This is a genomic window from Actinoallomurus soli, from assembly GCF_024055715.1.
GTDB lineage: Bacteria > Actinomycetota > Actinomycetes > Streptosporangiales > Streptosporangiaceae > Actinoallomurus > Actinoallomurus soli.
This window is the reverse complement of the sequence record NZ_JAMXMV010000001.1, coordinates 230446-256252: the sequence shown is the minus strand read 5'-3', so window position 1 is coordinate 256252 and position 25807 is coordinate 230446. Positions and strand designations below refer to the sequence as shown.

At 72.4% G+C, this 25807-nt stretch carries 22 protein-coding genes; 13 read left to right on the top strand and 9 right to left on the bottom strand.

Annotation, left to right across the window (positions count from 1 at the left end; genetic code table 11):
- Positions 1 to 11 precede the first annotated feature (11 nt).
- The 4 genes from NDW01_RS43655 to NDW01_RS01190 all read left to right on the top strand — a co-directional run bounded on the left by NDW01_RS43655 (position 12) and on the right by NDW01_RS01190 (position 4536).
- Positions 12 to 989, top strand: coding sequence for a DNA polymerase ligase N-terminal domain-containing protein (locus NDW01_RS43655; protein ID WP_252815728.1), 978 nt, complete (start codon positions 12 to 14; stop codon positions 987 to 989).
- A 147-nt stretch (positions 990 to 1136) separates the two neighbouring features.
- Positions 1137 to 2390: a cytochrome P450 family protein gene (locus tag NDW01_RS43650; RefSeq protein WP_252815726.1), complete on the top strand. Its 1254-nt coding sequence runs from the start codon at positions 1137 to 1139 to the stop codon at positions 2388 to 2390.
- 179 nt (positions 2391 to 2569) lie between these two features.
- Positions 2570 to 3307 (top strand): metal-dependent hydrolase, encoded by a 738-nt coding sequence (locus NDW01_RS01195; protein ID WP_252782739.1) that lies wholly within the window; start codon positions 2570 to 2572, stop codon positions 3305 to 3307.
- 179 nt (positions 3308 to 3486) lie between these two features.
- Positions 3487 to 4536 (top strand): S1C family serine protease, encoded by a 1050-nt coding sequence (locus tag NDW01_RS01190; RefSeq protein ID WP_252815724.1) that lies wholly within the window; start codon positions 3487 to 3489, stop codon positions 4534 to 4536.
- Positions 4537 to 4614: 78 nt separating this feature from the next.
- Here NDW01_RS01190 and NDW01_RS01185 read toward each other — a convergent pair whose 3' ends face one another.
- The 4 genes from NDW01_RS01185 to NDW01_RS01170 all read right to left on the bottom strand — a co-directional run bounded on the left by NDW01_RS01185 (position 4615) and on the right by NDW01_RS01170 (position 9953).
- Positions 4615 to 5415, bottom strand: coding sequence for an SDR family NAD(P)-dependent oxidoreductase (locus NDW01_RS01185; RefSeq protein WP_252815722.1), 801 nt, complete (start codon positions 5413 to 5415; stop codon positions 4615 to 4617).
- Between the two features lie 68 nt (positions 5416 to 5483).
- Positions 5484 to 6062 carry a retropepsin-like aspartic protease gene (locus tag NDW01_RS43645; RefSeq protein ID WP_252815720.1) on the bottom strand — a complete coding sequence of 193 codons (579 nt, stop codon included), beginning with the start codon at positions 6060 to 6062 and terminating at the stop codon, positions 5484 to 5486.
- Positions 6063 to 6174: 112 nt separating this feature from the next.
- Positions 6175 to 8202, bottom strand: a complete 2028-nt coding sequence (locus tag NDW01_RS01175) for a cytochrome c oxidase assembly protein (protein WP_252815717.1) — start codon at positions 8200 to 8202, stop codon at positions 6175 to 6177.
- Between the two features lie 452 nt (positions 8203 to 8654).
- Positions 8655 to 9953 (bottom strand): helix-turn-helix domain-containing protein, encoded by a 1299-nt coding sequence (locus tag NDW01_RS01170; protein WP_308211611.1) that lies wholly within the window; start codon positions 9951 to 9953, stop codon positions 8655 to 8657.
- 599 nt (positions 9954 to 10552) lie between these two features.
- On the opposite strand from NDW01_RS01170, the gene NDW01_RS01165 reads away from it, so the two are divergent.
- From NDW01_RS01165 to NDW01_RS01140, 6 genes are all read left to right on the top strand, one after another.
- Positions 10553 to 11980, top strand: coding sequence for an NCS2 family permease (locus NDW01_RS01165; protein WP_252815713.1), 1428 nt, complete (start codon positions 10553 to 10555; stop codon positions 11978 to 11980).
- 40 nt (positions 11981 to 12020) lie between these two features.
- A complete protein-coding gene (locus NDW01_RS01160; protein WP_252815711.1) occupies positions 12021 to 12650 on the top strand; it encodes an FMN-binding negative transcriptional regulator in 630 nt (209 codons plus the stop codon).
- 66 nt (positions 12651 to 12716) lie between these two features.
- On the top strand, positions 12717 to 14192 hold the full coding sequence (locus NDW01_RS01155) for a potassium/proton antiporter (protein ID WP_252815709.1): 1476 nt from the start codon (positions 12717 to 12719) through the stop codon (positions 14190 to 14192).
- Positions 14193 to 14291: 99 nt separating this feature from the next.
- Entirely contained in the window at positions 14292 to 15407 is a 1116-nt protein-coding gene (ald, locus tag NDW01_RS01150) for an alanine dehydrogenase (protein WP_252815707.1), read from the top strand.
- 71 nt (positions 15408 to 15478) lie between these two features.
- Entirely contained in the window at positions 15479 to 16051 is a 573-nt protein-coding gene (locus NDW01_RS01145; protein ID WP_252815705.1) for a histidine phosphatase family protein, read from the top strand.
- 11 nt (positions 16052 to 16062) lie between these two features.
- Complete coding sequence (locus NDW01_RS01140) at positions 16063 to 16251, top strand: hypothetical protein (RefSeq protein WP_252815703.1); 189 nt, start codon at positions 16063 to 16065, stop codon at positions 16249 to 16251.
- Between the two features lie 28 nt (positions 16252 to 16279).
- Here the strand turns inward: NDW01_RS01140 and NDW01_RS01135 are convergent, their stop codons facing one another.
- From NDW01_RS01135 to ggt, 3 genes are all read right to left on the bottom strand, one after another.
- Positions 16280 to 17119: an oxygenase MpaB family protein gene (locus tag NDW01_RS01135; protein ID WP_252815702.1), complete on the bottom strand. Its 840-nt coding sequence runs from the start codon at positions 17117 to 17119 to the stop codon at positions 16280 to 16282.
- Between the two features lie 106 nt (positions 17120 to 17225).
- Positions 17226 to 17549 carry a divalent-cation tolerance protein CutA gene (cutA, locus tag NDW01_RS01130; protein WP_252782727.1) on the bottom strand — a complete coding sequence of 108 codons (324 nt, stop codon included), beginning with the start codon at positions 17547 to 17549 and terminating at the stop codon, positions 17226 to 17228.
- Between the two features lie 66 nt (positions 17550 to 17615).
- Positions 17616 to 19436: a gamma-glutamyltransferase gene (gene ggt / locus NDW01_RS01125; protein ID WP_252815700.1), complete on the bottom strand. Its 1821-nt coding sequence runs from the start codon at positions 19434 to 19436 to the stop codon at positions 17616 to 17618.
- Between the two features lie 236 nt (positions 19437 to 19672).
- On the opposite strand from ggt, the gene NDW01_RS01120 reads away from it, so the two are divergent.
- Positions 19673 to 21241: an amino acid permease gene (locus NDW01_RS01120; protein ID WP_252815697.1), complete on the top strand. Its 1569-nt coding sequence runs from the start codon at positions 19673 to 19675 to the stop codon at positions 21239 to 21241.
- 43 nt (positions 21242 to 21284) lie between these two features.
- On the top strand, positions 21285 to 22442 hold the full coding sequence (locus NDW01_RS01115) for an MFS transporter (RefSeq protein ID WP_252815696.1): 1158 nt from the start codon (positions 21285 to 21287) through the stop codon (positions 22440 to 22442).
- Between the two features lie 108 nt (positions 22443 to 22550).
- Here the strand turns inward: NDW01_RS01115 and NDW01_RS01110 are convergent, their stop codons facing one another.
- Together NDW01_RS01110 and NDW01_RS01105 are read right to left on the bottom strand one after the other, a co-directional pair.
- A complete protein-coding gene (locus NDW01_RS01110) occupies positions 22551 to 24038 on the bottom strand; it encodes a PH domain-containing protein (protein ID WP_252815694.1) in 1488 nt (495 codons plus the stop codon).
- A 62-nt stretch (positions 24039 to 24100) separates the two neighbouring features.
- The gene (locus NDW01_RS01105; protein ID WP_252815693.1) at positions 24101 to 24598 is read right to left on the bottom strand and encodes a PH domain-containing protein; all 498 of its coding nucleotides are present in this window, start codon (positions 24596 to 24598) and stop codon (positions 24101 to 24103) included.
- Positions 24599 to 24788: 190 nt separating this feature from the next.
- Between NDW01_RS01105 and NDW01_RS01100 the strand changes: the two genes are divergently transcribed.
- Positions 24789 to 25637: a siderophore-interacting protein gene (locus tag NDW01_RS01100; RefSeq protein ID WP_252815689.1), complete on the top strand. Its 849-nt coding sequence runs from the start codon at positions 24789 to 24791 to the stop codon at positions 25635 to 25637.
- Positions 25638 to 25807 lie beyond the last annotated feature (170 nt).

The window sequence follows — 25807 nt, the reverse complement described above, 5'->3', positions numbered from 1 at the left end:
CGTACCGCGCCGTGGCCGACAGACTCGGGACGTACCGCCAGAAGCGCGACGCGAGCCGCACGCCGGAGCCGGTCCCCGGCGAGGGGCCGCTCCCGCAGGGCGACGACGACACGTTCGTCGTCCAGGAGCACCACGCGCGGCGGCTGCACTGGGACTTCCGGCTCGAACGCGACGGGGTTCTCGTCTCCTGGGCGCTGCCCAAGGGCCTGCCGGACGATCCGCGGACGAACCACCTCGCGGTGCACACCGAGGACCATCCGCTGGAGTACGCGTCCTTCGCCGGGGAGATCCCGAAGGGCGAGTACGGCGGCGGCCAGGTCACCATCTGGGACCGTGGCACGTACGAGACGGAGAAGTGGACCGACCGCGAGGTCAAGGTGGTCCTGCACGGGCGTCGCGTCTCAGGCCGGTACGTCCTGTTCCCGACCCACGGTGAGAACTGGATGATCCACCGGATGGATCCGCCCGTCGACCCGGACGCGGCGCCGATGCCCGAGCGCGTCGACCCGGTGCGCCCGGAGCGGCGGGAGCGTCTGCCCCGGCGCGCGGACGCGTACGGCTTCGAGTTCGCCTGGGGCGGCCGCCGGCTGATCGTCTTCTCCGACCGCGGCACGATGCGCGCCCAGGACGGCGACGGGAGGCCCGCCAAGGCCCCGTCCGGCCTCGGGGAGGCGATCTCCGCCCACCGGGTCGTCCTCGACGGCGAGCTCGCCGGTGTGGACGGCGGCGAGACGTACATGGTCTTCGACCTGCTGCATCTGGACGGTCGCACGCTCCTCGACGAGCCGTACCGGCGACGGCGGGAGCTGCTCGACGGACTCGGCCTCGCCGGGCCGCGGTGGCAGACCGCGCCCTGCTTCGACGACGGTGAGGCGGTACGGGCGGCGGCGCGCGAGCAAGGACTGCCAGGCGTGGTCGCCAAGCGTCTCGACGCCCCCTACCGCCAGGAGAAGGCCGACTGGCGTCTCATCCCGGTTCCGGCGCCGTGACCTCCCGAACCGTCTCCCGGACCCGGCCCGGGGGCGCGATAACTCCGCCTCCACGGCGATTCTGACGAAGATCGGAGAGCGCCGCACCTCCGGGTCGGCGGCTATCTACGCTACGGCGGGTCGTACGCACGCGTCTGGAGGCATTCCGTGAGCGGTTCCCGCTTTCTCTTCCCCACGCCGGGAGAGCCGATCCTCGACACCTACGACCGGCTCCGGCAGGCCGGCCCGGTCGTCCCCATCGAGCTTCCCGGCGGCGTGGCGGCGTGGGCGATCAACAGCTACGCCGGGGTCGCGGACCTCCTCGCGCGGGACAACAAGGTGTTCTCCCGTGACCCCCGGCACTGGAACGCCCTCCGCGACGGCGCGGTACCGCCGGACTGGCCGATGCTGCCGCTGGTCTCCGGGGACCACCTGCAGGTGAAGGACGGCGCCGACCACCGGCGGCTGCGGGGCCTGATCGCGCGGGCCTTCACCGCCGCGCGGGTCGAGGCGTTGGCCCCGCGGATCGCCGAGATCACCGCCGCGCTCATCGAGGAGATCGCGGAGGCGGGTGACGGGGTCGACCTGGTCGCGGCGTTCAACGAGCCGCTGCCGATGTCGGTCATCTGCGACCTGTACGGCGTGCCCGTCCCGGACCGCGCCCGGCTGCGCGGCTGGACCGTCGCGCTCCTCTCGCACACGAGCACGGGCGAGGAGGCGGCCACGGCCCACGAGGAGCTGCTCTCCTACCTCGCCGCGCTGGTGGAGCTCAAGCGCCGGGACCCGGGCGACGACCTGACCACCGGCCTCGTACGGGCGCACGACGAAGAGGACCGCCTGTCGGACGGCGAGCTGGTCAGCGCCCTGTGGGTCATGCTCATCGCGGGCCACGAGACCACCGTCCACCTGCTGGGCAACGCGATCGTGGCGTTGTGCGCCCACCCGGACCAGCGGGCGCTGGCCCTCTCCCGTGACCTGTGGCCGGAGGTCGTGGAGGAGACCCTGCGGTACCGCAGTTCCGTGATCGGGTCGCCCTTCCGGTACACCGTGACGGACGCGACCGTCGAAGGGGTCGACATCCCCGCCGGCGAGGCGCTCTGGGTGAGCTACGCGCACCTGGGCGCCGACACCGCGCGGTACGGCGACGACGCCGGCCGGTTCGACATCACCCGTGAGCAGACCGGGCACCTGGCGTTCGGCCACGGCCCGCACTTCTGCATCGGGGCGCCGCTGGCCCGGCTGGAGGCCCGCATCGCCCTGCGGGCGCTGTTCGGCCGGTTCCCGGAGCTCCGCCTCGCGGTGGACCCGGCCGCCATCCCGTACACGCCGTCCCTCATCACCTACGGGCCCATGGCGCTGCCGGTGCGCCTCGGGCGGATCGAGGACCGGCCCGCCGGGCGGCCGGCGCCCGAGCCCGCCTGACGCATGATCCGCACGGATCGATCCCGTTCCCGGACCCTTCCGGGTACGGGGTCATGGGCCTCTCAGGCGTCGGTCGGATTCGCGTCGATCGCGGGAACCGCACCGGCGCGTCGCGCGTCCGTTAATCCCGAAGCGGGCTACAGTCCGCGCGTGGCAACAAAGCGGGTGATCTTCACATGATGGGCCATACGCATGCGCTGGCGGGGGCGGCGGCCTGGCTCGGGACCGTACCGTTCCTGGCCGACTACGGGATGCGGATGACCCCCGGTCAGATGGCGGCCGGAGCGGTCGTCTGCGCCGGAGCGGCGCTGCTGCCCGACCTCGATCATCACGACGGCACGATCGCCAACACGTTCGGGCCGGTCACCCGCGCCCTGTGCAAGGGCATCGCGGTCGTGTCGGGCGGGCACCGGCACGCGACCCACTCGCTGCTGTTCTGTATCGGCATGGCCCTCGGCGCCGACTGGCTGTCGGAGCACCTGGTCCAGGCGTGGTGGGTGATGCTGTTCCTGATCATCGGCCTCGGACTCCGGGGGATCGGGATCCGCGTCCCGGAGCGTGAGCACTTCGACGCGCTGCTCAACGCCGCCATCGCCGGCGGCCTGACCTTCCTCATGGCGGGCATGCACTTCGCCGGGCCCGGCCTCGGCACGCACGGGTTCACGCTGGGGTGGGCCGGGTTCGCCGTCGGTCTCGGCTGCCTCGCGCACGTCGTCACCGACGGCATCACGCCGCAGGGCTGCCCCGTCTTCTGGCCGGTCCCCTGGCGCCTCGCGATCCCGCTGGTGGGCAGCACCAACGGCACGGTGGAGAAGTGGGTGGTCACGCCGCTGCTCACGCTGGGCATCGTCATCCTCGGCGTCCGCTCCTCGGCCGGGTCCTTCGCGGCGCACTGGCTCGAGCACAACGGCGGCTGACCCCGCCGGCCCGAGCGGCCATCCGCCCCGAGCCCTCCACCGGCCCGCCGGGCCCTGCGCTCCGCCGGGCCCGGCGGGCGAGCCGTCCCCCCGGGGCCCCTGGCGGAGACATGACGGTGCTCGGGGCGTCGTGCCGCTTCACCCGCCGACCGGCTGGGAAGAGCAGTGGTGTGGGACACATGACGCGATGTGGCGTCACCATGATCACCGCGCTCGTCCTGGTCGCCGGGTGCGGAGGCGGCGACGCGAACAAGACGAACACGGCCGCGACCACGACGCCGCCCGGGCCGCCGGGCCAGACCGCCGCGCTGCGGCTGGAGCAGGACTACGAGCGGGTCGTGAAGACGGTCCTGCCCTCGGTCGTGCAGATCGACACCGACACCGGGCTCGGGTCCGGTGTCATCTATGACAACAGAGGTGACATCGTCACCAACGCCCACGTCGTGGCCGGGGCCAACCGGTTCACGGTGACGACGGCGACCGGGAAGAAGTCGCTTCCCGCGACACTCGTCGGCCAGTACGCCCCGGACGACCTGGCCGTCGTCCGGGTGAACGGCGCGTCGCTGCGGCCCGCGCGGTTCGGCGACTCCAGCCGGGTGGCGGTGGGCGAGATCGTGCTGGCGATGGGCAACCCGCTCGGCCTGTCGGGCAGCGTGACGAGCGGCATCATCTCCGCGGTGGGCCGTACGGTCTCCTCCCAGCGCGAGGGAGCGTTCCCCGGCGCGACCATCGCGGGCGCCGTGCAGACCAGCGCGCCGATCAACCCCGGCAACAGCGGTGGCGCGCTCGTGACGCTGCAGAACGAGGTCATCGGCATCCCGGCGCTGGCCGCCACCGACCCGCAGATCGGCGGCGCGGCCGCGGGGATCGGGTTCGCGATCCCGAGCAACACGGTCAAGCTGATCGCCGATCAGCTGATCAAGTCGGGCCGGGTGACCAACTCCGGCAGGGCGGCGCTGGGCGTGACGGTCCGGGACGTCGTCGACCTGTCGGGCAACGTCGTCGGCGTCGGCGTGGTGTCGGTGACGAGGGACGGTCCCGCCGACAAGGCCGGGATCCGCGTCAACGACATCATCGTGTCGCTCAACGGCACCAAGACGCCGAGCACCTCGGACCTGTCCGACGTCCTCGCGGTCCTCAGGCCCGGGCAGGTCGTCCCGGTCGTGGTCCAGCACCCCGACGGCACCAAGACGACCACCCGGATCACGCTCGGCCAGCTGCCCGGCTGACCGGACGCGGCGCCACCCGGTGACGGGTTCCGCCGTGCCCCTGCACCGTCCAGCCGACCTCGCGCTCCGCCCGTACGTTCACGGCCGGCCGAACGCCGCCAGCGCATGGTCGGTGACCTCGCGCAGCCGGCGGCGGACGCTCGGGTCGTACGCGTCCCGGTGCGCCGTGGACCGCGTCATGCCGTCGAAGAACAGGCCCGTCCCGGTCTCATCGGTGACCAGCCGCAGGACCGCGTCACCGCCCTCCTCCACCGTCGACCATGGGGTGATGCCCGCCTCGCGGACCATGGCGGTGTCCATATAGGTCGCCGGGTGGACGCAGTTGACCGCGATGCCGTCCAGCTCCGCGGCCAGGTCGAAGCTCCACGCCGCGAGCGCCATTTTGCTGCGGCAGTAGGCCAGGGTTCCGGTGTACCGGCGTTCCATCGTGAGGTCGTCGAAGTCGATGGCGTCCTGGCCGAGCGAACCCTCGTTGACGATCCGGGAGCCCGGGCCGAGCGCCGGCAGCAGGAGACGGGTGAGAAGGACGGGCGCGAGGTAGTTGACGGCCCAGTGCAGTTCGTGGCCGTCCGCGGTGATCCGGCGATCCCCGGCGCTGCCGACGCCGGCATTGTTGATCAGGACGTCCAGCCGGGTGGCCTCCGGGTGCCCGGCCTCCTCCGCGGCGAGGTCGGCGCGGACCCGGGCCGCCAGGTCCCGCACCTCCGCCAGTGAGGACAGATCGGCGAGGTACGGCCGGCCGCCGGTCTCCGCGGCGAGCTTGTCCAGTTTGCCCTGGTCACGGCCGTGCAGCAGAACGGTCATCCCCCGCTCGGCCAGGCGGCCGGCGAGATACCGTCCCACCCCGGCGGTGGATCCGGTGATCAGTACGGTGGTCATGATCCGATCCTGGTACGCGGCGGCGGTACGGTGCTAGGTCACGCCCCACCTGGTACGACGGCCACCACCTAACGCCGGAAGTCGATGCGGTCGTGCTGGAAGTCGAGGGTGACGCTGCTGAAGTGGCGGAGCTCGTCCGAGCCGAGCAGGCCGGCGACGCCCATGCCGAGGTCGACCACCGCCAGCGACGTCGCCCGCAGCGGAACGCCGCCGATCGTCCAGCGCCGTATCTTGACGATCGGAACCACCCCGCTGCCCGTCACCCCCTGGACGCGGTGCTCCTGTCCCGTGCGCGGCAGCCGCAGCCGCCGGACGAGGCTGCGGTCGACGGAGGAGTTGGACGATCCCGTGTCCAGGACGAAGTCGTACGGGCCCATGCCGTTGACCCGCACCGGGACGAAGAGGAGGGTGCCGTCACCACTGTGGATCACCCGCATCGGCAGCGAGAAGCTCTTGCCGGTCTCGAACGGGTCGGGCGGGGCGGGTGAGGCGGGTGCCGACCGCACCGGGGACGTCCGCATGCGGGCGGACCCGACGGGCGTTCCGACGGTGAGGTCGGCGGCCGGACGGGCGCGTGTCTCGGCGCAACCGGCGGCCAGCGACAGCAGGGCCGCCAGCAGCAGCCTGGTGATCATCGTGCGGGACACACGGACGGACGTTCCCGCAGGCAGGCCGGCTAACCGTGTCGACCTCACGGCAGGCGGACCGGCTGACCGTATCGAAACCCCCGGCGGCGCGCGCCCGCGCCCGGCGAAACCGTCACTCCTGGCTGTGCGCCCGCTTGTCCAGCGACGCCAGGTAGGCGTTGTAGTCGGCCAGCTCGTCGTCCTCCTTGCGCGCCGCCGCCCGGTCGGCGCGGCGCTCCTGGCGGCGTGCCACGCGCTGGTCCGCCACGAACCACTGGAACACGATCGCGAGCAGGACGATGAACGTCGGAATCTCCCCGAACGCCCACGCGATCCCGCCGCCGGTCTGCTGGTCGACGAGGATCGACGGCCCCCACGACCGGTGCAGCGAGTTGTACCAGCCCTCCGCGATGGGCTTGCCGAGCTCCATCAGCGCGATGCCGAAGAAGGCGTGGAACGGCATGGTGACGAACAGCAGGAGGATCCGGGCGATGTAGGGCAGCCGGCGCGGCGTCGGGTCGACCCCGATGAGCACCCAGAAGAAGAGGCTGCCCGCGGCCATGAAGTGGACGAGCATCGCCAGGTGGCCGACGTGGGCGCGCATGAGGTAGCCGAACAGCGGCGTGAAGTACAGCACGTACGTGCTGCCCATGAAGATGACCGTGGCGACGGCCGGATGGCCGATGAACTTGGCCCCCCGGCTCTTCAGGATCGCCGCGAGCCACTCGCGCGGACCCCGGTCGCCGCGGACGGCGGCCGGCTTCAGCGCGCGCAGCGCGAGCGTCACCGGGGCGCCCAGCACGAGGAAGATCGGGGTGAGCATGGACAGCGTCATGTGCTGCACCATGTGCACGCTGAACAGCACCGGCGCGTAGGTCGCGGCGCCGGTCATCGTCACCGCGACCACGGTGGCCAGGCCGACGAACCAGGAGACGGTCCGGCCCACCGGCCACCGGTCGCCGCGCCGTCGCAGCCGCGTGACCCCGGCGAGGTACAGGCCGCCCATCACCACGACGAGGGCCCCGAAGAACAGGTCCGGCCGCCACATCGTCGCCAGCCGGCCGAGGGTGACCGGCGGCGGCATGTCGAAGCCGAGCAGGCTGCGGATCGGCGACTCCTCGGCGGACGGCGCCGGAGGGGCGGTTCGGGCGAGCGCGACCGCGACGCCCATCGTGGCGGCCATCACGAACGCCTCGGCGGCGAGGAGGCGCACCAGGGGCCACGGCGGGCGGCCGACCGGCGGTCGCGTGTACCCCTTGGGATTGTGCGCCATGACGGCGGGCAGCGTGCGCTCCCGGTGCAGCCACCCGGCGACGCCGAGGAGGACGAACAGCACCGTCTTGACGAGGACCAGCCGGCCGTAGTCGCTGCTGACCAGCTGGGCGGGGTCGGGCAGCCGGGAGACGGCGTTCGCGACACCGCTGACGCCGACCGCGATGAAGCACCACAGCGCCATCCGGCTGAAGCGGTGCGCCGCCACGCCGAGATGGTCGCCGTCGTGGACGGCGTGCCAGGTGAGGACCAGCAGGCCGCCCACCCAGGGCGCGAGCGCGACGACGTGCATCGCCAGCCCGCTGATCGCCAGTTCGTGGTTGGGCGAGGTCGCCGAATGGCCGGTGAGCGGCGGCGGCAGCAGCGCGACGAGGGCGACGACGAGCAGTCCCGCCGCACTGCCGAGCGTGGCCGCGGTCCGGGTCAGCAGGGCGATCATCGCGGTCAGCAGGACGACGATCATCAACGCGGTGCCCTGGGGCAGCTGACCGACGTAGCTGGACAGCTCGTTGCCGCCGGCCACCTTGCCGACCGGCTCGCCGAGGACGTCGGAGACCGTGAAGAGCAGAGTCGCGGCGGCGCCGGCCGCCCAGATCGCGGCGATCCAGGACGTGGCGCGGATGTAGCGCACGGCCTGGGGGTCCATGACGCCCTTCGCCGAGGGCAGCATCGTCACGGCGAACAGCAGGGTCCCCACGGTCAGCGCGCCGCCGAGGTCCATGGCCAGGCGGGCGACCGGCAGGCCCCAGCGGGTCAGCGTGCCGGCGTCGGCCAGCCCGCTGATCACCTTCTCACGGACCGCGCCGCCGGCGACCAGCGCGATCAGGAGGGCGGCGAGGCTCGTGAGCCCGACGAGCCCCGCGACGGCGTACGGCCGGTGGCTACGCACGGGAGACCGACCACGAGAGGAGGACGGCTGCGCTCGGCGCACCGGCGTGGGCGGCGGCACCGGAGCGGTGCGCGTGCGGGATGTTCATCATGGCGAGGCGGTGGTCTCTCCGGATCGGAAGGTATCCCGGATCGCTCACGGCACGGCATCACCGGCACGCGGCCTCCTCGGCCGCCCGCCCGCTCGCCGGGATCGCTCCCCGGACCCCCTCAGCTTATTCACCGTAGGGCGTCGCGGAGATACGGACCGGCATAGGGGGCGGGACGGCCGTCCGCTCTCAGCGGCCCGCGCAGGTCAGTGCCTGCCGGTACCGCAGAGGCCCGCGCAGGCCGGCGCCTGCCGGTACCTCAAAGGCCCCCGCAGGCCGCCGCCTGCCGGTACCTCAAAGGCCCCCGCAGGCCGCCGCCTGCCGGTACCTCAAAGGCCCCCGCAGGCCGCCGCCTGCCGGTACCTCAAAGGCCCGCGCAGGCCAGCGCCTGCCGGTACGCGTCGGCCCGCTGCTGCGGGGAGCCGGCGTCCGACAGCAGCTCGGCGAGCCGGAACCAGCCCTGCGCCGCCTCGCGTGAGGGGCCGATGCCCCGGAGGCACGTCATCGCACGGTCCAGTGTCGCCGTGGCCTCCTCCGTACGGCCCAGCCGCAGGGTCGCCTCGGCGAGCGCGATGAGGGCTCCGGCGGTGGCCGGCCGGGGCTCGTCGCCGAGCAGCTCCAGCGCCTCGTGGGCCCGGTCGGCTGCTCGCTGCGGCTCGCCCACCGCCAGCTCCGCGCGGGAGAGCTCGGTCAGGCACCAGGCGATGTCGACGTCGGCCGCCCCCGTCGCGGTGCGCTCGTGGAGGGCGCGTTCGAGCTCGTCGCGGGCGCGTCGCGCGTCCTGCGGCCGGGCCAGCAGCATCAGGGTGGCGTACTCCCCCCGCAGCCGGCTGGCGTCGCGCAGGTCGGCCACCTCGCCCAAGAGGGCCAGCGCCCGTTCCCCGTACGTCACGGCCGCGTCGAAGTCCGCCTTGTGCTGGGCCACCAGGGCGGCCTCCCAGTAGGCGGCGATCCGGGCGACCGGGCTGCTCGTCGCCTCGGCGTGCTCCACCAGCCTCTCGGTCAGCTGCCGGGCGCTGACGAGGTCGCCCCGTTCCAGGTAGACGCCGACGAGCGTGGCGCCGAGCTTGACCGTCTCGTCGCTCCACGGCCCCTGTTTCGCGGTGACCCGCGCGAACGCGCGCTCGGCCACGGCCGCGCTCTCCGCCAGGTTCCCGTTGTCCAGGTGGCAGCGGGCGGCGGCGACGTTGACCCGGATCCACTCGTCGGTGTCGTACTCCGGTGACAGCGTCGATCCGAGGGCGGCGAACTCGCGCAGCGCCTCCTCAATGGCGCCGGCCGCCTCGAGGGCGAGGGCGTGGCCCCAGTGCGCGCGGCGCGCCGGCTCGGGGAGACTGGTCAGCGCCGGATCGGCCAGCAGTTCCGCGAAGCGGTCCCGCGCCTCCGCCGCCCGGCCGCCCCGTAGCGCGGACTCCGCCTCGTCGAGCGTCGTCTGCAGCCGGTCCTGCGTGGCCTCGTCGATGCCGCTGGACAGGTAGGACGCCGAGCAGCCGAGCTTGCGGGCCAGGAGCCGTACGACCTCCGGGGTGGGGGTGCGCTTGCCGCTCTCGATCAGGGAGACGTAGCTGTCGGACAGCTCGGGGAGCGCCAGTTGCGCCTGCGAAAGACCCTTACGCATCCGTGCCCAGCGGATGCGTTGCCCGAGCGATTGGTGACTGTCCACATTGACCCACTTTTACCGAAACAATCAACAGAGAATCAGGAGGAGTGGTCGACTCCGGGTCGCGGCTCACGAAGGGCCGTACGGCACGGCCTTCGACGCGGGTGCGGTTCCCCCGTGAACCAGGACAGTTCAACGATCACGCCTCTCATCAGCGGCGAACCGGCCGCCCCCATGCCGGCCGTCCCCCGTCGCTGACAATACTTGTACCAGAAAGGATAGTTTTCTCCGTCTTCTTACAGAAGACCTTTTTACGGACTTCGAAACCTGTGGCGCCGACCGCGCCCGGATCGCCGCGCGCGGACGCGCGCTTCACGGCCGATCTCCGCAAAGCGCGAGCGCGATTCACCCCAATACCCATCCATCCCGAGACCACACCCCTGCACCGCCGGCACGGGACGCCCGCCGCGCCGCCGTCCCCTGTGCGACGGGCATGTCACCTGCGTACGACCGATGTGTTACATCGATACCGGGTGGCCCGGAACACCGCCTGGGCGGCTAGTCTTCCCCCGTCCCCCTTACGGCCCGAGACCCTGACGATCCCCTCGCCCGATCGATTCGTCGGAGGCCGTACGCCCAGTCCTGCGAAACGGAGCCCCCGAATGACGACGCGGCTGGAGGCCGGAGGTCCCCTCGACCGCTCCGGAGGTCCCCTCGACCGCTTCTTCGACCTGACCGCGCGCCGGAGCACGGTCGCGCGCGAGGTACGCGGCGGCGTCACGACGTTCGTCGCGATGGCCTACATCATCCTGCTGAACCCCATCATCCTCGGCGGGGCCACGGACGTCACCGGCGCGAAGCTGTCGATCTCCCAGCTCACGACGATGACCGCGCTGGCGGCGGCGATCTCCACCATCATCATGGGCCTGGTCGGCAACGCGCCGCTGGCCCTGGCGTCCGGCCTGGGCATCAACGCGGTCATCGCCTTCCAGGCCGCACCGCACATGACCTGGCCCCAGGCCATGGGCCTCGTGGTGCTCGAGGGCGTCATCATCGTCATCCTGGCCGTCACCGGGCTGCGCGAACGCATCATGAACGCCATCCCGCTGGCCATCAAACACGCCATCGCCGCGGGCATCGGCGCCTTCATCGCGCTGATCGGCATGGTCGACTCCGGCTTCGTCAGCCCGGGCGACGGCACGCCGCTGAACCTCGGCACGGGCGGCCACCTGGCGGGCTGGCCCGTGCTCGTGTTCGTCATCGGCCTGCTGCTGATGATCGTGCTGTACGTCCGCCGAGTCCCCGGGGCCATCCTGCTGAGCATCGCCGTGGCGACGGTGCTGGCGGTGATCCTCAACAGCAACGCCACGATCGCGGCCAAGGCGTGGGGCACGGTCGTGCCGAAGCTGCCCTCCAAGCTCGTCTCGACCCCGGACTTCGGGCTGATCGGCAAGGTCGATCTGTTCGGCGGCTTCGGCAGGGCCGGCGTGCTGACGGCGCTGGTCCTGCTGTTCACCCTCGTGCTGAGCGGCTTCTTCGACGCGATGGGCACGATCCTCGGCCTGACCGAGGAGGCCGGACTGCTCGACGAGGAGGGACGGGTTCCCAAGCTGGGCCGCATCCTCGCCGTGGACGGCCTGGCCGCGATCACCGGCGGGCTCACCAGCTCCTCCGCGGGGACCGTGTTCGTCGAGTCGGCCGCGGGGATCGGCGAGGGCGCCCGGACCGGGCTGGCCAACATCGTCACCGGCATCCTCTTCGCGCTGACGCTGTTCCTCACCCCGATCGCGGCCGTCGTGCCCGCGCAGGCGGCCGCGCCCGCGCTGGTGATCGTCGGCGCGCTGATGATGACCCAGGTCGCCAAGATCGCCTGGTCCGACCTGGACATCGCGATCCCGGCGTTCCTCGCGATCGTGGTGATGCCCTTCACCTACTCGATCACCAACGGCGTCGGCGCGGGCGTCATCGCCTACACCGTGATCCAGACCGCCCGCGGCCGGTGGGCCGGCTGGCTGCTGTGGCTGATCTCGGTGGTCTTCGTCGCCTACTTCGGCATCACCGTCATCGAAAAGATCTTCGGCATCTCCTGACGCGGACATTCGGCATCTCCTGACAGAGCGAGGTGGAGCCATGCTCATCCATCCCTGGGACGCGGCCGACGAGGACGAGTGGCGCGCCTGGCTCGGCGAGCACGACTTCGGTCAGCTCATCGCCGCGGGGCGCGGGCGCGACGTGCCGATCGTCGTGCCCACCCACTTCACGTTCGACGGCGTACGGACCGCGTGGCTCCACCTGGCCCGGCCCAACCCGGTCTGGGCGGCCCTGGAGGAGAACCCCCGTGCGCTGCTCACCGTCGTCGACGACTACACCTACGTACGGTCGGAGTGGAACGCCGGCGCGTCGACGCCGGACGGCCGCGGCGTGCCGACGTCGTACTACGCGACCGTGCAGCTCGCCTGCGACGTGCGGATCGTCGACGACCCGGCGGAGAAGGCCGAGCTGCTGAACCGCCAGCTCGGCCACTTCGAACCAGGCTCCGGCCGGCTGCCGGTGTCCGCCGAGGACGACCCGGACCGGCGGCAGCTGCCCGGCATCCGCGGCATCGAGCTCACCGTCACCGACGTCCGCGCCAAATTCAAGTACGGCGGCAACAAGGAGGTCGAGCACCGGTACGCGATCGCCGCCCGTCTCGAGGAGCGCGGCGGGCGCGCGGACCTCGCGGCGCGTGGTCACCTGGTGCGGCGCGTATCGATAACGTAGGACCTCAGGTGTGCCGGGAAGTCTGGTCGGCTCTGTCTTCGTCGTCCCCTTAGAGAGGCAGTGGCCGTGTCAGGCGTCGAGAGTTTCGGGCTGGCGATCCTGCTGATCGCGCTCGTGGGCACCGTGGCGGTGCTGTCCAACCGCTTCAGCGAGCGCACGCGGATCCCCGCGCCGGCCATCTTCCTGCTGTGCGCGGCGGTCGCCTCGGACCTGTGGCCCCGTCTCGGCGCGGTCTCGATCCCGACGATCCAGAAGGTCGTCACCGTGGCGCTCGCGGTGATCCTGTTCGACGGCGGGATGCACATCGGCCGGCGGAGGTTCCGGTCCGCGGCCGGCGCGACGATCTGGATCGGCGTCGCCGGAACGCTCGTCACCGGCGCGGCGGTCACCCTGCTCGCCCACTACGGGCTCGGCATCGACTGGCGCCTCGCGATGCTGCTCGGCACCGCCCTCTCACCCACCGACCCGGCCGTGGTGTTCTCCGTCCTGGGCCGCCGGGAGATCGCCGGGCGCACCGGGACGCTCCTGGAGGGCGAGTCCGGGGCCAACGACCCCGTCGGCATCGCCCTCCTCGTCGCCGTACTGGGCGCCACGGGCGGCGGCGCGTCGGCGATCGGGCACGTCACCGTCGTGTTCGTCGAGCAGATGGCCATCGGCGGCGTCATCGGCGTCGCCGGAGGAATGCTCCTGCTGGCCTTCATGCGGCGCGTCCCACTGCCCAGTGAGGGCCTGTACGCGCTGCGGGTCCTGTTCGGAGCGCTGGCGGTGTACGGGCTGGCGACGGTCGCGCACGGCTCCGGCTTCCTCGCCGTCCTCGTCGCCGGCATCGTGCTCGGCGACGAACGCGCGCCGTACAAGCGGGAGATCGAGCGGTTCCATTCCTCGCTGGCGAGCCTCGCGGAGATCGTCGCGTTCACCATGCTCGGTCTCACGATCAGCCTGCGGGGCCTGGGCGACGGCGGCGCGTGGTGGATCGGCCTGGTCCTCGCGGTGGCGCTGGCCTTCGTCATCCGCCCGCTGTTCGTGGGGCTGCTGCTGTGGCCGGTGCGCCTGCGGCGCAACGAGCGGATCTTCGTACTGTGGACCGGGCTCAAGGGGGCGGTGCCGATCCTCCTCGGCCTGTTCATCCTGCAGGAGGGCCTGCCCGGGGCCCGGCGCGCGTACGAGATCATCTTCGTGGTCGTGGCGTTCTCGGTGATCGTGCAGGGCGGCTCGGTGCCGGGTCTGGCCCGCCGCCTCAGGATCCCGCTGCGCGTCGTCGAGCCCGAGCCGTGGAGCCTGGGGGTGCGGTTCCAGGAGGAGCCCGAGGGCCTGCACCGCTACCAGGTGCAGGCGGGTTCGCCCGCCGACGGGATGAGCGTGGACGACCTGCCGTGCGGTGAGGACGTCTGGATCAGCTTCGTGATCCGGGACGGGCGCCTGGTGCCGGTGCGCGGGGACACGCTGATGCGGGCGGGGGACGAGGTGCTGGTCCTCGCCACGGACAGCCCCGATCTGGACGCGGTGTTCGCCCGCCACCGGGAAGGCCCCGCGACCTGCTGACATGATGTCAGCAAGCTTGCCGATGCGGATACATGTTGCGCCGGTCACTGTGGGCCTTTCACGGCCACCCTTGGGGTGGAAGCACCATGAGGAGGAAACGTGAAGGTCGGCGTACCCCGCGAGATCAAGAACCATGAATACCGTGTGGCCATCACGCCCGCGGGCGTGCATGAGCTGGTCCGGCACGGCCACGATGTCCTGATCGAGCGTGGCGCCGGCGCGGGCTCGTCCATCCCCGACGAGGACTACATCGGCGCCGGGGCCAAGATCCTGGAGAGCGCCGACGACGTGTGGGCGGCCGGTGACCTGATCCTGAAGGTGAAGGAGCCGATCGCCGAGGAGTACCCGCGGATGCGGAAGGGCCAGACGCTCTTCACCTACCTGCACCTGGCGGCGTCCCGCCCGTGCACGGACGCGCTCCTGGAGAACGGCGTCACCTCGATCGCGTACGAGACCGTGCAGCTGCCGAACCGGTCCCTGCCGCTGCTGGCCCCGATGTCGGAGGTCGCCGGACGGCTCGCCCCGCAGGTGGGCGCGTACAACCTGATGCGCTTCAACGGCGGCCGCGGCGTCCTCCCGGGCGGCGTGCCCGGCGTCGCCCCGGCCAAGGTGGTCGTGGTCGGCGGCGGTGTCTCCGGCCTGAACGCCGCGCAGATCGCCGTCGGGATGGGCGCGGACGTCACGGTGATGGACGTCAACGTCGACCGGCTCCGGTACATCGACGCCATCTACCAGGGTCGGCTGAAGACGCTGGTGTCCAGCGCGTACGCGATCGAGCGCGAGGTGCTCGGCGCCGACCTGGTCATCGGCGCGGTGCTGATCCCCGGCGCCAAGGCCCCGACGCTGGTCTCCAACGACCTGGTGGCCCGGATGAAGCCGGGCTCGGTGCTCGTGGACATCGCCATCGACCAGGGCGGCTGCTTCGAGGACTCTCACCCGACGACGCACGCGGACCCGACCTACAAGGTGCACGAGTCGGTCTTCTACTGCGTCGCCAACATGCCCGGCTCGGTGCCGAACACCTCGACGTACGCGCTGACGAACGTGACGCTGCCGTACGCCGTCGCGCTCGCCGACAAGGGCTGGCGCGCCGCGCTGCGCGACGACCGCGCCCTGGCGCTCGGCCTCAGCACCCACGACGGCGCCCTGGTCAGCGAGCCGGTGGCCGAGGCGCACGGCCTCCAGGTGACCGCGCTGGACGACGTCCTCGCCTGAGCCGCCCGTAACGCTCCCCCCGCCCGCGGGGCGGTGGGGAGCGTTCCACAGGTCTCCCGTATTGTGCCCTCATGGGGGAATTGATACTGCTGCGTCATGGTGAGACCGAATGGAGCCGGACGGGCAGGCACACCGGCCGTACGGACCTCCCCCTGACCTCGCGCGGCGAGGAGCAGGCCAAGGCGCTCGCCCCGCTGATCGCCGCCCGCGACATCGCGTTCACCCTGACCAGCCCCGCGCGACGCGCCCGCCGGACGGCCGAACTGGCCGGACTGACCGTCACCGAGGTCGACGACCGCCTCTGGGAGTGGGACTACGGCGCGTACGAGGGGCGCACGACACCGGACATCCACCAGGACCGGCCCGACTGGTACCTGTGGAGCGACGGCGTACCCGAGGGCGAGACCGCCGGGCAGGTCGGCGCGCGGACCGATGCGGTGATCGAGCGCGTCCGGCCGCACCTCGCCACGGGCGACGTGGCGCTCGTCGCGCACGGGCACGTGCTCCGCGTGCTCACCGCACGGTGGCTGGGCCTGCCGCCGGAGGACGGCCGCCTGTTCCGCCTCGACACCGGCACCGTCTCCGCCCTCGGCACCGAGCACGACCGTCCCGTCATCGGCTCCTGGAACGTCCCCGCCCGTTAGGTTCGGGGCGCGTGAACGATCTCCAATTCGCCGGCCTCGGCGACGTACGCCTCGCCTACCGGGTGCGCGAACTCGTGCTCGAGGAGTCTCCGCCGCCCGTTCCGGCCGACCCGCCGAGGTCTGCTCACCGTCGACGCGGGCACGCCGTGCACGAGACGAGGCCCGCGGAGTTCATCGCCGCCCTGCGCGCCTTCCTCTGACCGGACGGCCCGGTCCCCTCCCGCCGGGTCAGGACACGGCGGCCAGGTCCGGGCCCGCCTCGCGGGTCAGGCGCCGGGCGCGGCGGGCGTCGGGCGAGTAGCGCCACTGCTCGGGGACGACGCGGGTGCCCTGGTACAGCGCCTTCAGCGTGGTCGTGGCCCACAGGTCCTCCAGCGGCGTGGCCGGCAGGCCGTACATGCGACGCGCCCAGCGCGGCAGCGTCGCCACGACGAGCGTCGCGATGCTCGGGGCGGCGAGCTTGAGCGGCAGCATCCGGCGCGGAACCGTCGGGTTGTACAGGCGCCGCAGGCCCTGCCTGGCCTCCTTGCACGCGAAGAGCTTCGGGCGGATCTCCGCGTAGTAGTCCCGCATCTCGGCCACCGAGGCCGGGATGTCGGCGGGGTCGAGCCCGACGACCGCGCCGGCGCGGCGCTGTTCGTCGACGAACGCGTCGGCCTCCTCCGGCGTCAGGGGGACTCCGGAGCGCCGCGCGATGTCGAGGTAGGAGTCGACCTCCCCCATGTGCACCCACAGCAGGTTCTCGGGCTCGTCGACGCGGAAGATCTCGCCGGTGTAGGGGTGGAAACCGGTCAGCCGCGAGTGGATCCGGCGGACCCGGCGGCCGGCCCGCTCGACCTCGTCCAGCGTGCCGTACGTCCGGACACGCACGAACTCGATCGTGCGGCCGAGCCGGCTCCAGGCCGCGTGCGGGTCCATGAGCTCGGAGTTCTGCGCCGTGCCCCACATGGACGGCGGGTGCAGCGCCTGCAGGATGAGCGCGCGGAAGCCCCCGATGATCAGGACGGGCTCCCCCATCACCTTCCACGTCACGGATCCGGGGCCGAACAGCCCGTAATCCTCGCTCATCCGTCACCGCCTTGAGAGACCGGACCGGAGCACGGGCGTGGGGAGACGCCACGGCGCAAGTGAGTGATTATTGCCCAATTACGGACAGATCACACCTGGCGTGTCCTCAGATCGTGGTCTGCTCGCGGACCCAGGCGAGGTAGTCGCCGCTCCCCGCGACGACGGGGGTCGCGATGATCTCCGGGGTGTCGTAGGAGTGCTGCTCGGCGATCCGGCCGGCGAGGGCCTCGAAGCGCTCGGCGGTGGTCTTGAAGACCACCATCCACTCCTCGGCCGACTCGATCTCGCCCTCCCACCAGTAGGTGCTGGCGATGGGGCCGACGAGCTGGGCGGCCGCGGCGAGGCGCTCGGCGACCGCGGACCGGGCGATCTCGGCCGCCTCATGACGCGAGTCGGTGGTCGTCGTCACCTGGACGTACGCCTCGGCCATGGGCGACTCCCTCCCCTGCTCGATGGTAGCCCTGACGTGCGTCGGCCTCGCCCAGCGATCACGTAATCATTTGGGATGGACCACCATCGCGCTGCCACCGCCCCGGCGGACCGGCTCGGCGACGGCCTGGAGCACGCCGCCGCCGAGGAACTCCAGGCCGGCCGCCGCGCCGATCACGCCCGCCGGCGGCCCGGGGAACAGCGCGAGGTCCTGCCCCTTGGCCTTGAGCGCCGCGCCGTACCGGTCGATGAACGCCTGCTCGGCGAACGTCTGCGGCGTGTTGCGCTGGGTGGCGCGCGGCGCCGCCACCGCCTGCGGCAGCGTCATGCCGAGGTCCACGCGGTTCAGCAGGATCTGCAGGACCGTGGTGATGATGGTGGAGCCGCCCGGGGAGCCGACGGCGAGGTACGGCCGTCCGTTCCGCAGCACGATCGTGGGCGCCATGCTGCTGCGCGGCCGCTTGCCCGCCGCGGGCAGGTTCGGGTCGGGGTAGCCCGCCGGGGTCGAGGACGTGAAGTCGAAGTCCGTCATCTCGTTGTTGAGCAGGAACCCGCGGTGCGGCACGGTGATCCCGCTGCCGCCGAACTGCTCGATCGTCAGGGTGTACGAGACGACGTTGCCCCAGCGGTCCGCGGTCACCAGGTGCGTCGTCTGCGGCCCCTCGTACGGGAGGTTCTGGGCCTTGCCCTGCGGGGCCGCGCAGCCGTGGGCCTTCAGGTCGCCCGGCGGCACCGGGCTCGTGGCCGCCTGGTCCGGCTTGATGAGGCACGCACGGGAACTCGCGAACCCGTCGGACAGCAGCGTCTTCAGCGGCACGTCGACGTACGCGGGGTCACCGACGTAGGCGTTCCGGTCGGCGTAGGCGAGCCGGGACGCCTCCAGGTAGGTGTGCAGCGCCTGGACGGGGTCGCTGAAGTGGAAGTTCTTCATGATGTTCAGCGCCTCGCCCACGGTGGAGCCGCCTGAGGAGGGCGGAGCCATGCCGTAGACGTCCAGCCCCCGGTAGTTCACGTGGGTGGGGGCGCGGCCCACGGCGTGGTAGCCGGCGAGGTCCGAGGTCTGCATGACGCCGGGCCGTACGTTCCGGGTGGCCTTCGGGTCGACGGGCGGCTTGCGCACCGTCTGGGCGATCTCGGCGCCGAGCCCGCCGCCGTAGAACCAGCCGAGGCCGCGCCGGGCGATCTGCCGGTAGGTGTCGGCCAGGTCGGGGTTGCGGAACGTCGATCCGACGGCGGGCGGCCGGCCGCCCGGCAGGAACAGCTCGCGCGTCGGCACGATGTCCTTGAACCGGTCGGCGTTGACCGCGGTCTGGTCGTAGAACTCCTGGTCCACGGTGAAGCCGTGCTCGGCCACCCTGATCGCCGGCTGGAGGAGCGTGCCGAGGCGGCGGGTGCCGAAGTCGCGCAGCGCCTTGTCCCACGTCGCCAGCGTGCCGGGGACGCCGATCGACAGGCCGCTCGTCACCGCCTCGTCGAACGACAGCGGCTTGCCGGTCTTCGGGTCGATGAAGATGTCCTTGGTCATCCGCGCCGGGCCGGTCTCGCGGCCGTCGATGGTGGAGACCTTGTGCGTCCGCGCGTCGTAGTACGTGAAGAAGCCGCCGCCGCCGATCGCGGCGACGTACGGCTCGGTCACGCCGAGGGTGGCGGCGACGGCGACGGCCGCGTCCACCGCGTTGCCGCCGTTCCGCAGCACCTCGATGCCGGCGCGGGTGGCGTCCAGGTCGACGCTCGACACCGCGCCGCCGTATCCGACCGCGACCGCCTGCTTGCCCTGGGGCGGAGCGACGGCCGGGGGGTGGCCGGGCAGGCTCCGCGCCTGGGCCGGCACGGTGAGGGTCGCCAGGGCGAGGGCGGCGAGCCCGATGACGGCGTGTCTGCGGCGCATGCGGTTCTCCTGACCCACGGTGAACGCTGGGAACGCTTGCCCCCACCATGCCACCCGGCCGCTCCGGGTTCCAGGAGATCGGCCGGACACGGCCGAAGTGTCGCGTATCTCCGAAAACCCATTTAGCGGTCGTGACCTTGTTATCCACCATTAACTCGGACATCCTTGGGTGCCCTAGAACCCATAGGCGGTGGGGGCTCGACCGGCCGAGACACCTTTTGGGGGGACGACACGAGTTGAGCGTCCAGGCACCGTTCCGCAACAACGTGCTCCGCCGGCTGCCGGTCGAGGAGATCGTCGGCCCGCACTACGGCGGCCGCCACCGGCTGTCCCTCATCTACAAGACGCGCGACCTGATCGTGCTGGGCCTCGGCGTGATGGTGGGCGCCGGCATCTTCCGGGTCGCCGGCGAGCAGGCCGCGACGACGGCGGGCCCCGCCGTCATCGTCTCCTTCGTCATCGCGGGCCTCGCCTGCCTGCTGTCCGCGCTCTCCTACGCCGAGCTGTCGTCCACGATGCCGGTCGCGGGCAGCGCCTACTCGTTCGCCTACGTCGCCTTCGGCGAGATCTGGGCCTGGGTGATCGGCTGGGCGCTCCTTCTGGAGCTCCAGCTCACCGCCGCCGTCGTCGGCCGGGCCTGGTCCCTGTACGCGACCCGGCTGATCGGCGACGTCCGCACGCTGTCCGGCGTCTCCGCCGTCCACGTCCCCTCGGCGATCGCGGGCGTCGTAGGGCACGAGACGGGGTTCGACCTGTTCTCCCTGCTGCTCCTCGCGGTGCTGACGCTGGTGGTCGCCAGCGGCGCGCGGCTCAGCCTCTACACCCTGTGGTTCATGGTGCTGGCGAAGGTCATCGCGATCGGCCTGGTGATCTCCGGCGGGCTCCTGTTCTTCCATCCCGCCAACCTCAGGCCGTTCGTGCCGCCCGCCCGGCCCCTGCCCGCCCCCGACGGCGACCGGACCGTCCTGGACCTGGTCACAGGCGGCGCGCCGCACGCGTTCGGCCTGTTCGGCATCTTCGCCGCCACCTCCGCGATCGCCTTCGCGTACCTCGGCTTCGACCTCATCGCCACGGCCGCGGAGGAGACCCGGGACGCCCCCCGCCGGGTGCCGGCCGGGATGATCGTCAGCCTCCTCATCGCGATCGCCCTCTACATCGGCGTCGCGGTCGCGATGGTGGGCATGGTCCCGTACGCCCGGCTGAACCCGGCGACGCCACTGGCCGACGCGTTCACCGCCGTCGGGTCGGACGGGATGGGCCTGGTCATCGACGTGGGGGCGGTCATCGGCCTGGCCACCGTCATCCTCGTCGTCATGGTCGCCCAGACCCGCGTGCTCTTCGCGATGGCACGCGACGGCCTGCTGCCAGCGCCGCTCGCCGTGGTCAGCAGCCGGTACAAGGTGCCGACCCGCGCCGCGCTCCTGACCGGAGGCACGGCGATCGCGCTGTCCCAGGTCGACGTCTGGACGTTCGGGAAGGTCAGCGTCCTCACGCTCCAGCAGATGATCGTGATCGGGACGCTCTTCGCCTTCCTGTTCGTGTCGGCCGGCGTGCCGGTGCTCCGGCGCGCCCGCCCGGACCTGCCGCGCGGGTTCCGCGTGCCCGGTGTGCCCGTGACACCCGTCCTGGCCATCGCCGCCGTCGGCTGGCTCATGCTCAACCTGCGCCTGCGCACATGGGAGTACTTCGGCCTCTGGATGGCCTTCGGGCTGGGCGTCTACCTGCTGTACGGGCGGACCAACAGCCGCCTGCGCCATCTCCTCGACGGCCGTCCGGTCCGCGATCCCGGCCGGCACCGCCGGTGACGGAGGGTACCGCCCGCCGGAGCGCGTAGGTGATCATGGTGGGATGTCTTCGACGTCCGTCTCGGCCGGTCCGACGCAACGGGACCGCCTGGCCCGCCTCGCCGTCGCCTGCGTGTTCGCCCTGCACGGCATCGCGGCGGGCAGCTGGGCCGCCCGCATCCCCTGGGTCAAGGAGGCCCGGCACCTGTCCTCCGCCGGCCTGGGGCTGGCGCTGATGGGCGCGGCGATCGGCGGACTCTCGGGGATGCCGATCGCCGCGTGGCTGAGCGCGCGCGTCGACAGCCGCACCCTGACCCGCGTCATGACGCTCGCCGTCGCGGCCGCCCTGCCGCTCCCCGCCTTCGCGCCGACCCTGCCGGTGATCTTCGTCGCGCTGTTCCTGTCCGGCGCCGCCGGCGGCATCCTCGACGTGGCGATGAACGCCCAGGGTGTCACGGTCCAGAACCGCTACGGCCGGTCGATCATGTCGGGCCTGCACGGCCTGTGGAGCGTCGGCGGCCTCATCGGCTCGGCGAGCGCCGGGCTGGTCGCGCGGGCGGGCGTCGCGGCACCGGGGCACCTCCTGACCGTCGGCGTGGTCATCGCGGTGGTCGGCGTCCTGTGCGGCACGCGCCTCACGCCCGCGCCGCCGACGGCGGCCGGGAAGGTCTTCGCCCGGCCGGACCGCGCCCTGCTCGTCCTCGGCGTCATCACCTTCTGCAGCCTGTTCGGGGAGGCCGCCGCGGCCGACTGGAGCGCGGTGTACCTCCGCACGGCCGCGCACGCCACGCCCGGCGTCGCCGCGTGGGGCTACGCGGGGTTCTCCCTGTCCATGGCCGCCGCCCGCCTCGTCGGGGACCGTGTCGTGGGCCGGCTCGGTGCGCCCCTCGTGGTCCGCGCGGCGGCCGTGATCGGCGCCGTCGGGCTGGCCGCGGGGCTCCTCGTGCCCGTCACGCCGGTGGTCGTCGCCGCCTTCGTCCTACTCGGGCTCGGCATGGCGACGGTCGTCCCCCTGACCTTCAGCGCCGCGGGCCGTACGCCCGGACGGGATCCCGGCACCGCCGTGGCCGCCGTCGGGACGGTCGGGTACGGCGGATGGATGATCGCCCCGCCCGTCATCGGGTTCGTGGCACAGGCGACCTCGCTGACGGCCGCGCTCGCGCTCGTCACGGTCATGACCGCCCTCATCGCCCTGCCCGCCGGGGCCCTGCGCGAACGGTGACGCCCGGCCGCGCTGGACGCCGTCACCCCACGCCCCACCGGGCGCCGTCACCCCACGCGCCGTGCCGGACGCCGTCACCCCACGCCGTATCGGGCGCCGTCGCGGCGTTCAGCGCTCCAGGAACGGCGTCAGGAGGCCCGGGAGGGCCTCCTCGGCGATCCGGAGGGCCTGCGGCAGCGGAACGTCCTGGACCTCCACCCGCTGGCGTCCGGCCGCGGTCGTCGCGACCAGGGTCGCCAGGCCGCTCCGCCGCTGGAAGAAGGACCGTCGCAGGTTCCAGCCGATGATTCCTTCGCAGGACAGCACGCTCCGGCGGCGTACGAGCGAGCCGCGGCGGCTGACCAGGGCCCCGTTGACGACCGTGTGACCGAGGGCTCGCGCGCGGTCGGCGGCCACCAGGGCGGCGAGCGGGACGAGGACGAGCGCGACCTGCCAGGTCCACGCGGGCACCGCGCCGAGGGCCCACAGGGCGGCGGCGACGGCCACGACGAGGAGGGCGACGCCGACGGCACGGGAGAAGCGGCGGCGGGTCGCGCGCGGGCCGTGCCCGGTCGGCGTCCGGCTGAACGGGACGTCGTCCCGTAGAACCGCGCCGGCCACCCGGAGGGCCTCGGCGCGCGGCGCGGGCGGCAGCAGCAGCGACCCGCCGCGCTCGGCGCCGCGCCCGACGCGCAGCCCGGTGGTGATGGCGATGCACCGCGCCCCGCCGACGGCTCGCAGCAGCAGCGGCTCGCTGAACTCCACGCCGCGCAGCCTCCGCTCCTCGATCGTGATCGCTCGCGTCGTGATGAGACCGCGGGTGACGTGGAGGGTGCCGGCGTCGCCCCGGGTGAGCCGGAAGCCGTGGAAGGCCAGGACGTACCCGAGGGTGGAGGCCGCCGCCACGACCACCAGAAGCGCGACGGCGACGATGAGGACGTCCACGGCCAGCGAGGTCCGCCCGAACCGGTCCAGCAGCGCGCTCAGCGCCCGGATCCGCCGAGGGTCGACGTGCGCCTCGTTGAGGGAGCGCCACACGACGCCGGCGACGACCCCGACCGTGACGAAGCCCGTCAGCGTGAACGGGCCGTACCGCACCCATTCCGGCCGCATCCGGGCCAGGAGCGTCTCGCGGGGCCGCGCGGCCGGCCGCGTGGCGGAGGCCGCCGGATGGTGCAGGAGCTCATCGCGCAGGCGGGCGGCCTCGGCCGTGTGCAGGGCGTCGAGCTTCACCCCGTCGTTCTTGCGGTCGGTACGGCCGGTGCCCACCTCCACCTTGGCCAGGCCGAGAGAGCGGTGCAGCGCGTGGGCCGTGACGTCGACCGTACGGATCCGGTCGCGCGGGACGGTCAGGACCTGCCGCCGCAGGAGGCCCTTGCGGACCTGGACCTGCTCGGCGGTGACGCGGTAGGAGGTCGTGAACCAGCGCAGCAGGCCGCCGATGATGACGGCGGCCGTGGCCGCCAGGCTCCACCAGGATCCGTGCCCGCCGGCGCTTCCGGCCACCACGAGCCCCACGAGCACCGGCCAGGCCCGCAGGAGCTCCTGCACCGGGTGGACGAGGAGCATGCGGGTGGACAGCCGCCGCCAGTCCCCCGGTTCGGGCTCGGCGTTCACGCGCCCTCCTTCGACGGAGGAGTGACCAGAGGCGCTGTGCTCTTGATCCACTCGCTGCTCGCTCAAGTCGCGTCGCTCCGGTCGGCCGAGGTGCCCTCGGTGAGATGGTCGACGAGCCGCTCCGCCGCGTCCCGGTCGAGTCCGCGGATCTTCAGCGGACCGGCCGCCGAGGCCGTCGTCACCGTGACGTTCGCGAGGCCGAACAGCTGTTCGAACGGTCCGCGCTCGCTGTCGACGGTCTGGATGCGGGAGATCGGGGCGATGCGCCGCTCCTGGTCGAACCAGCCGGACTGCGTGTAGACGGCCTCGGGCGTCACCTCCCAGCGGTGCACGCGGAACCGCCACTGGGGCATGACGATGACGTGCGCCGCGCCGAGGACCCCGGTCAGGACGAGCCCCGCGAGATGCCAGGGAACGTGACCGTCGTCGCCGAGCGTCCAGATGACCTGAGCGGCGAGGATGGGCAGCCAGCCGCCCAGCGCGCGCAGGGTCCAGTAGCCGATGGCCTTCCGGCTGACCAGGTGACGTGGCGGCCTGAGCCGCACCTCCGTTGCCTCCACAGGGCCGATCCTCGCAGAGCGCCCGTCGTCGCCACAGAGCGCGCTATCACCGATTCTCCGATGACAGATGTCACTACGGCCGTGCGCCGCCCCGCCGCACCGGAGCCGCCGGATGGTGATCCCGCTCACGCCGGGTAGGTGATAAGGGCGCCGCCGCTTAAAGTTAGGCTCACCTAATAAGGAGTGTCACATGACCAACGACAGGCCCGCCCGGCGAGGCCGGCGAGTGAACCGGGGACGCGTCCAGCGCGTCGAGCGGCTGACCCCGCACCTGATCCGGGTGGTGATCGGCGGCGAGGAGCTGGCCGGCTTCTCCGTCGGCGAGTACACCGACCACTACGTGAAGATCCTCTTCCCGGTGCCCGGCGTGGAGTACCCCGAGCCGTTCGACATGGAGGCCGTCCACCGCGACCTTCCGCGCGAACAGTGGCCGCGGCTGCGCTCGTACACGGTGCGCGCGTGGGACGCGGAGGCCCGTGAGCTGACCATCGACTTCGTGTATCACGGGGACCACGGTCTGGCCGGTCCCTGGGCCGCCCGGGTCAGGCCCGGCGAGGAGGTGCTGTTCCTGGGGCCCGGCGGGGCGTACGCGCCGAGCGAGAAGGCCGACTGGCACCTGCTCGTGGGTGACGAGAGCGCGCTCCCGGCCATCGCCGCCTCGCTGGAGCGGCTCCCGGAGGGCGCGACCGCCCGGGTCTTCGTCGAGGTGGCCGGCGCCGAGGAAGAGGTGCCGCTCGACGCTCCGGGTGACACGCGGATCGTCTGGCTGCACCGCGGCACCGCCGAGGTCGGCGAGGCGCTCGTCGAGGCCGTACGCGACCTGGAGTTCCCGCCGGGCGAGGTCCACGCGTTCGTGCACGGTGAGGCGGGATTCGTCAAGCGGCTGCGGCGGCACCTGCGCCTGGAGCGCGAGCTGTCCATGGACCAGCTGTCCATCTCCGGCTACTGGCGCCTCGGCGCGGACGACGAGGGCTGGCGGGCGAGCAAGGCGGAATGGAACCGCCGGATCGAGGAGGAAGAGGCCTCCGCGACCGTCTGAGCGTCCGGGAAGGCCGCGGGGCACCCGCCGACGACCGGCCTATTGGACCGATCCGCCGTAAAGGGAAAGATTTCAAAGGCTATTTCGGTCTCAGTAGGCCCTGAGGTCTGTTCACCGGTGGTCATCGATGGCAGACTCTGCCCGCATTATGGTGATCGGAGGTGGGAACC

Bases quoted from the DNA above. Each gene is read 5' to 3' on its own strand.
- NDW01_RS01145 (WP_252815705.1), top strand. From the start codon at position 15,479: ATGGGGGAATTGATACTGCTGCGTCATGGTGAGACCGAATGGAGCCGG.
- NDW01_RS01135 (WP_252815702.1), bottom strand. From the start codon at position 17,119: ATGAGCGAGGATTACGGGCTGTTCGGCCCCGGATCCGTGACGTGGAAG.
- NDW01_RS01165 (WP_252815713.1), top strand. From the start codon at position 10,553: ATGACGACGCGGCTGGAGGCCGGAGGTCCCCTCGACCGCTCCGGAGGT.
- NDW01_RS01190 (WP_252815724.1), top strand. From the start codon at position 3,487: ATGACGCGATGTGGCGTCACCATGATCACCGCGCTCGTCCTGGTCGCC.
- NDW01_RS01115 (WP_252815696.1), top strand. From the start codon at position 21,285: ATGTCTTCGACGTCCGTCTCGGCCGGTCCGACGCAACGGGACCGCCTG.
- cutA (WP_252782727.1), bottom strand. From the start codon at position 17,549: ATGGCCGAGGCGTACGTCCAGGTGACGACGACCACCGACTCGCGTCAT.
- NDW01_RS01100 (WP_252815689.1), top strand. From the start codon at position 24,789: ATGACCAACGACAGGCCCGCCCGGCGAGGCCGGCGAGTGAACCGGGGA.
- NDW01_RS01160 (WP_252815711.1), top strand. From the start codon at position 12,021: ATGCTCATCCATCCCTGGGACGCGGCCGACGAGGACGAGTGGCGCGCC.
- NDW01_RS01185 (WP_252815722.1), bottom strand. From the start codon at position 5,415: ATGACCACCGTACTGATCACCGGATCCACCGCCGGGGTGGGACGGTAT.
- ggt (WP_252815700.1), bottom strand. From the start codon at position 19,436: ATGCGCCGCAGACACGCCGTCATCGGGCTCGCCGCCCTCGCCCTGGCG.
- NDW01_RS01195 (WP_252782739.1), top strand. From the start codon at position 2,570: ATGGGCCATACGCATGCGCTGGCGGGGGCGGCGGCCTGGCTCGGGACC.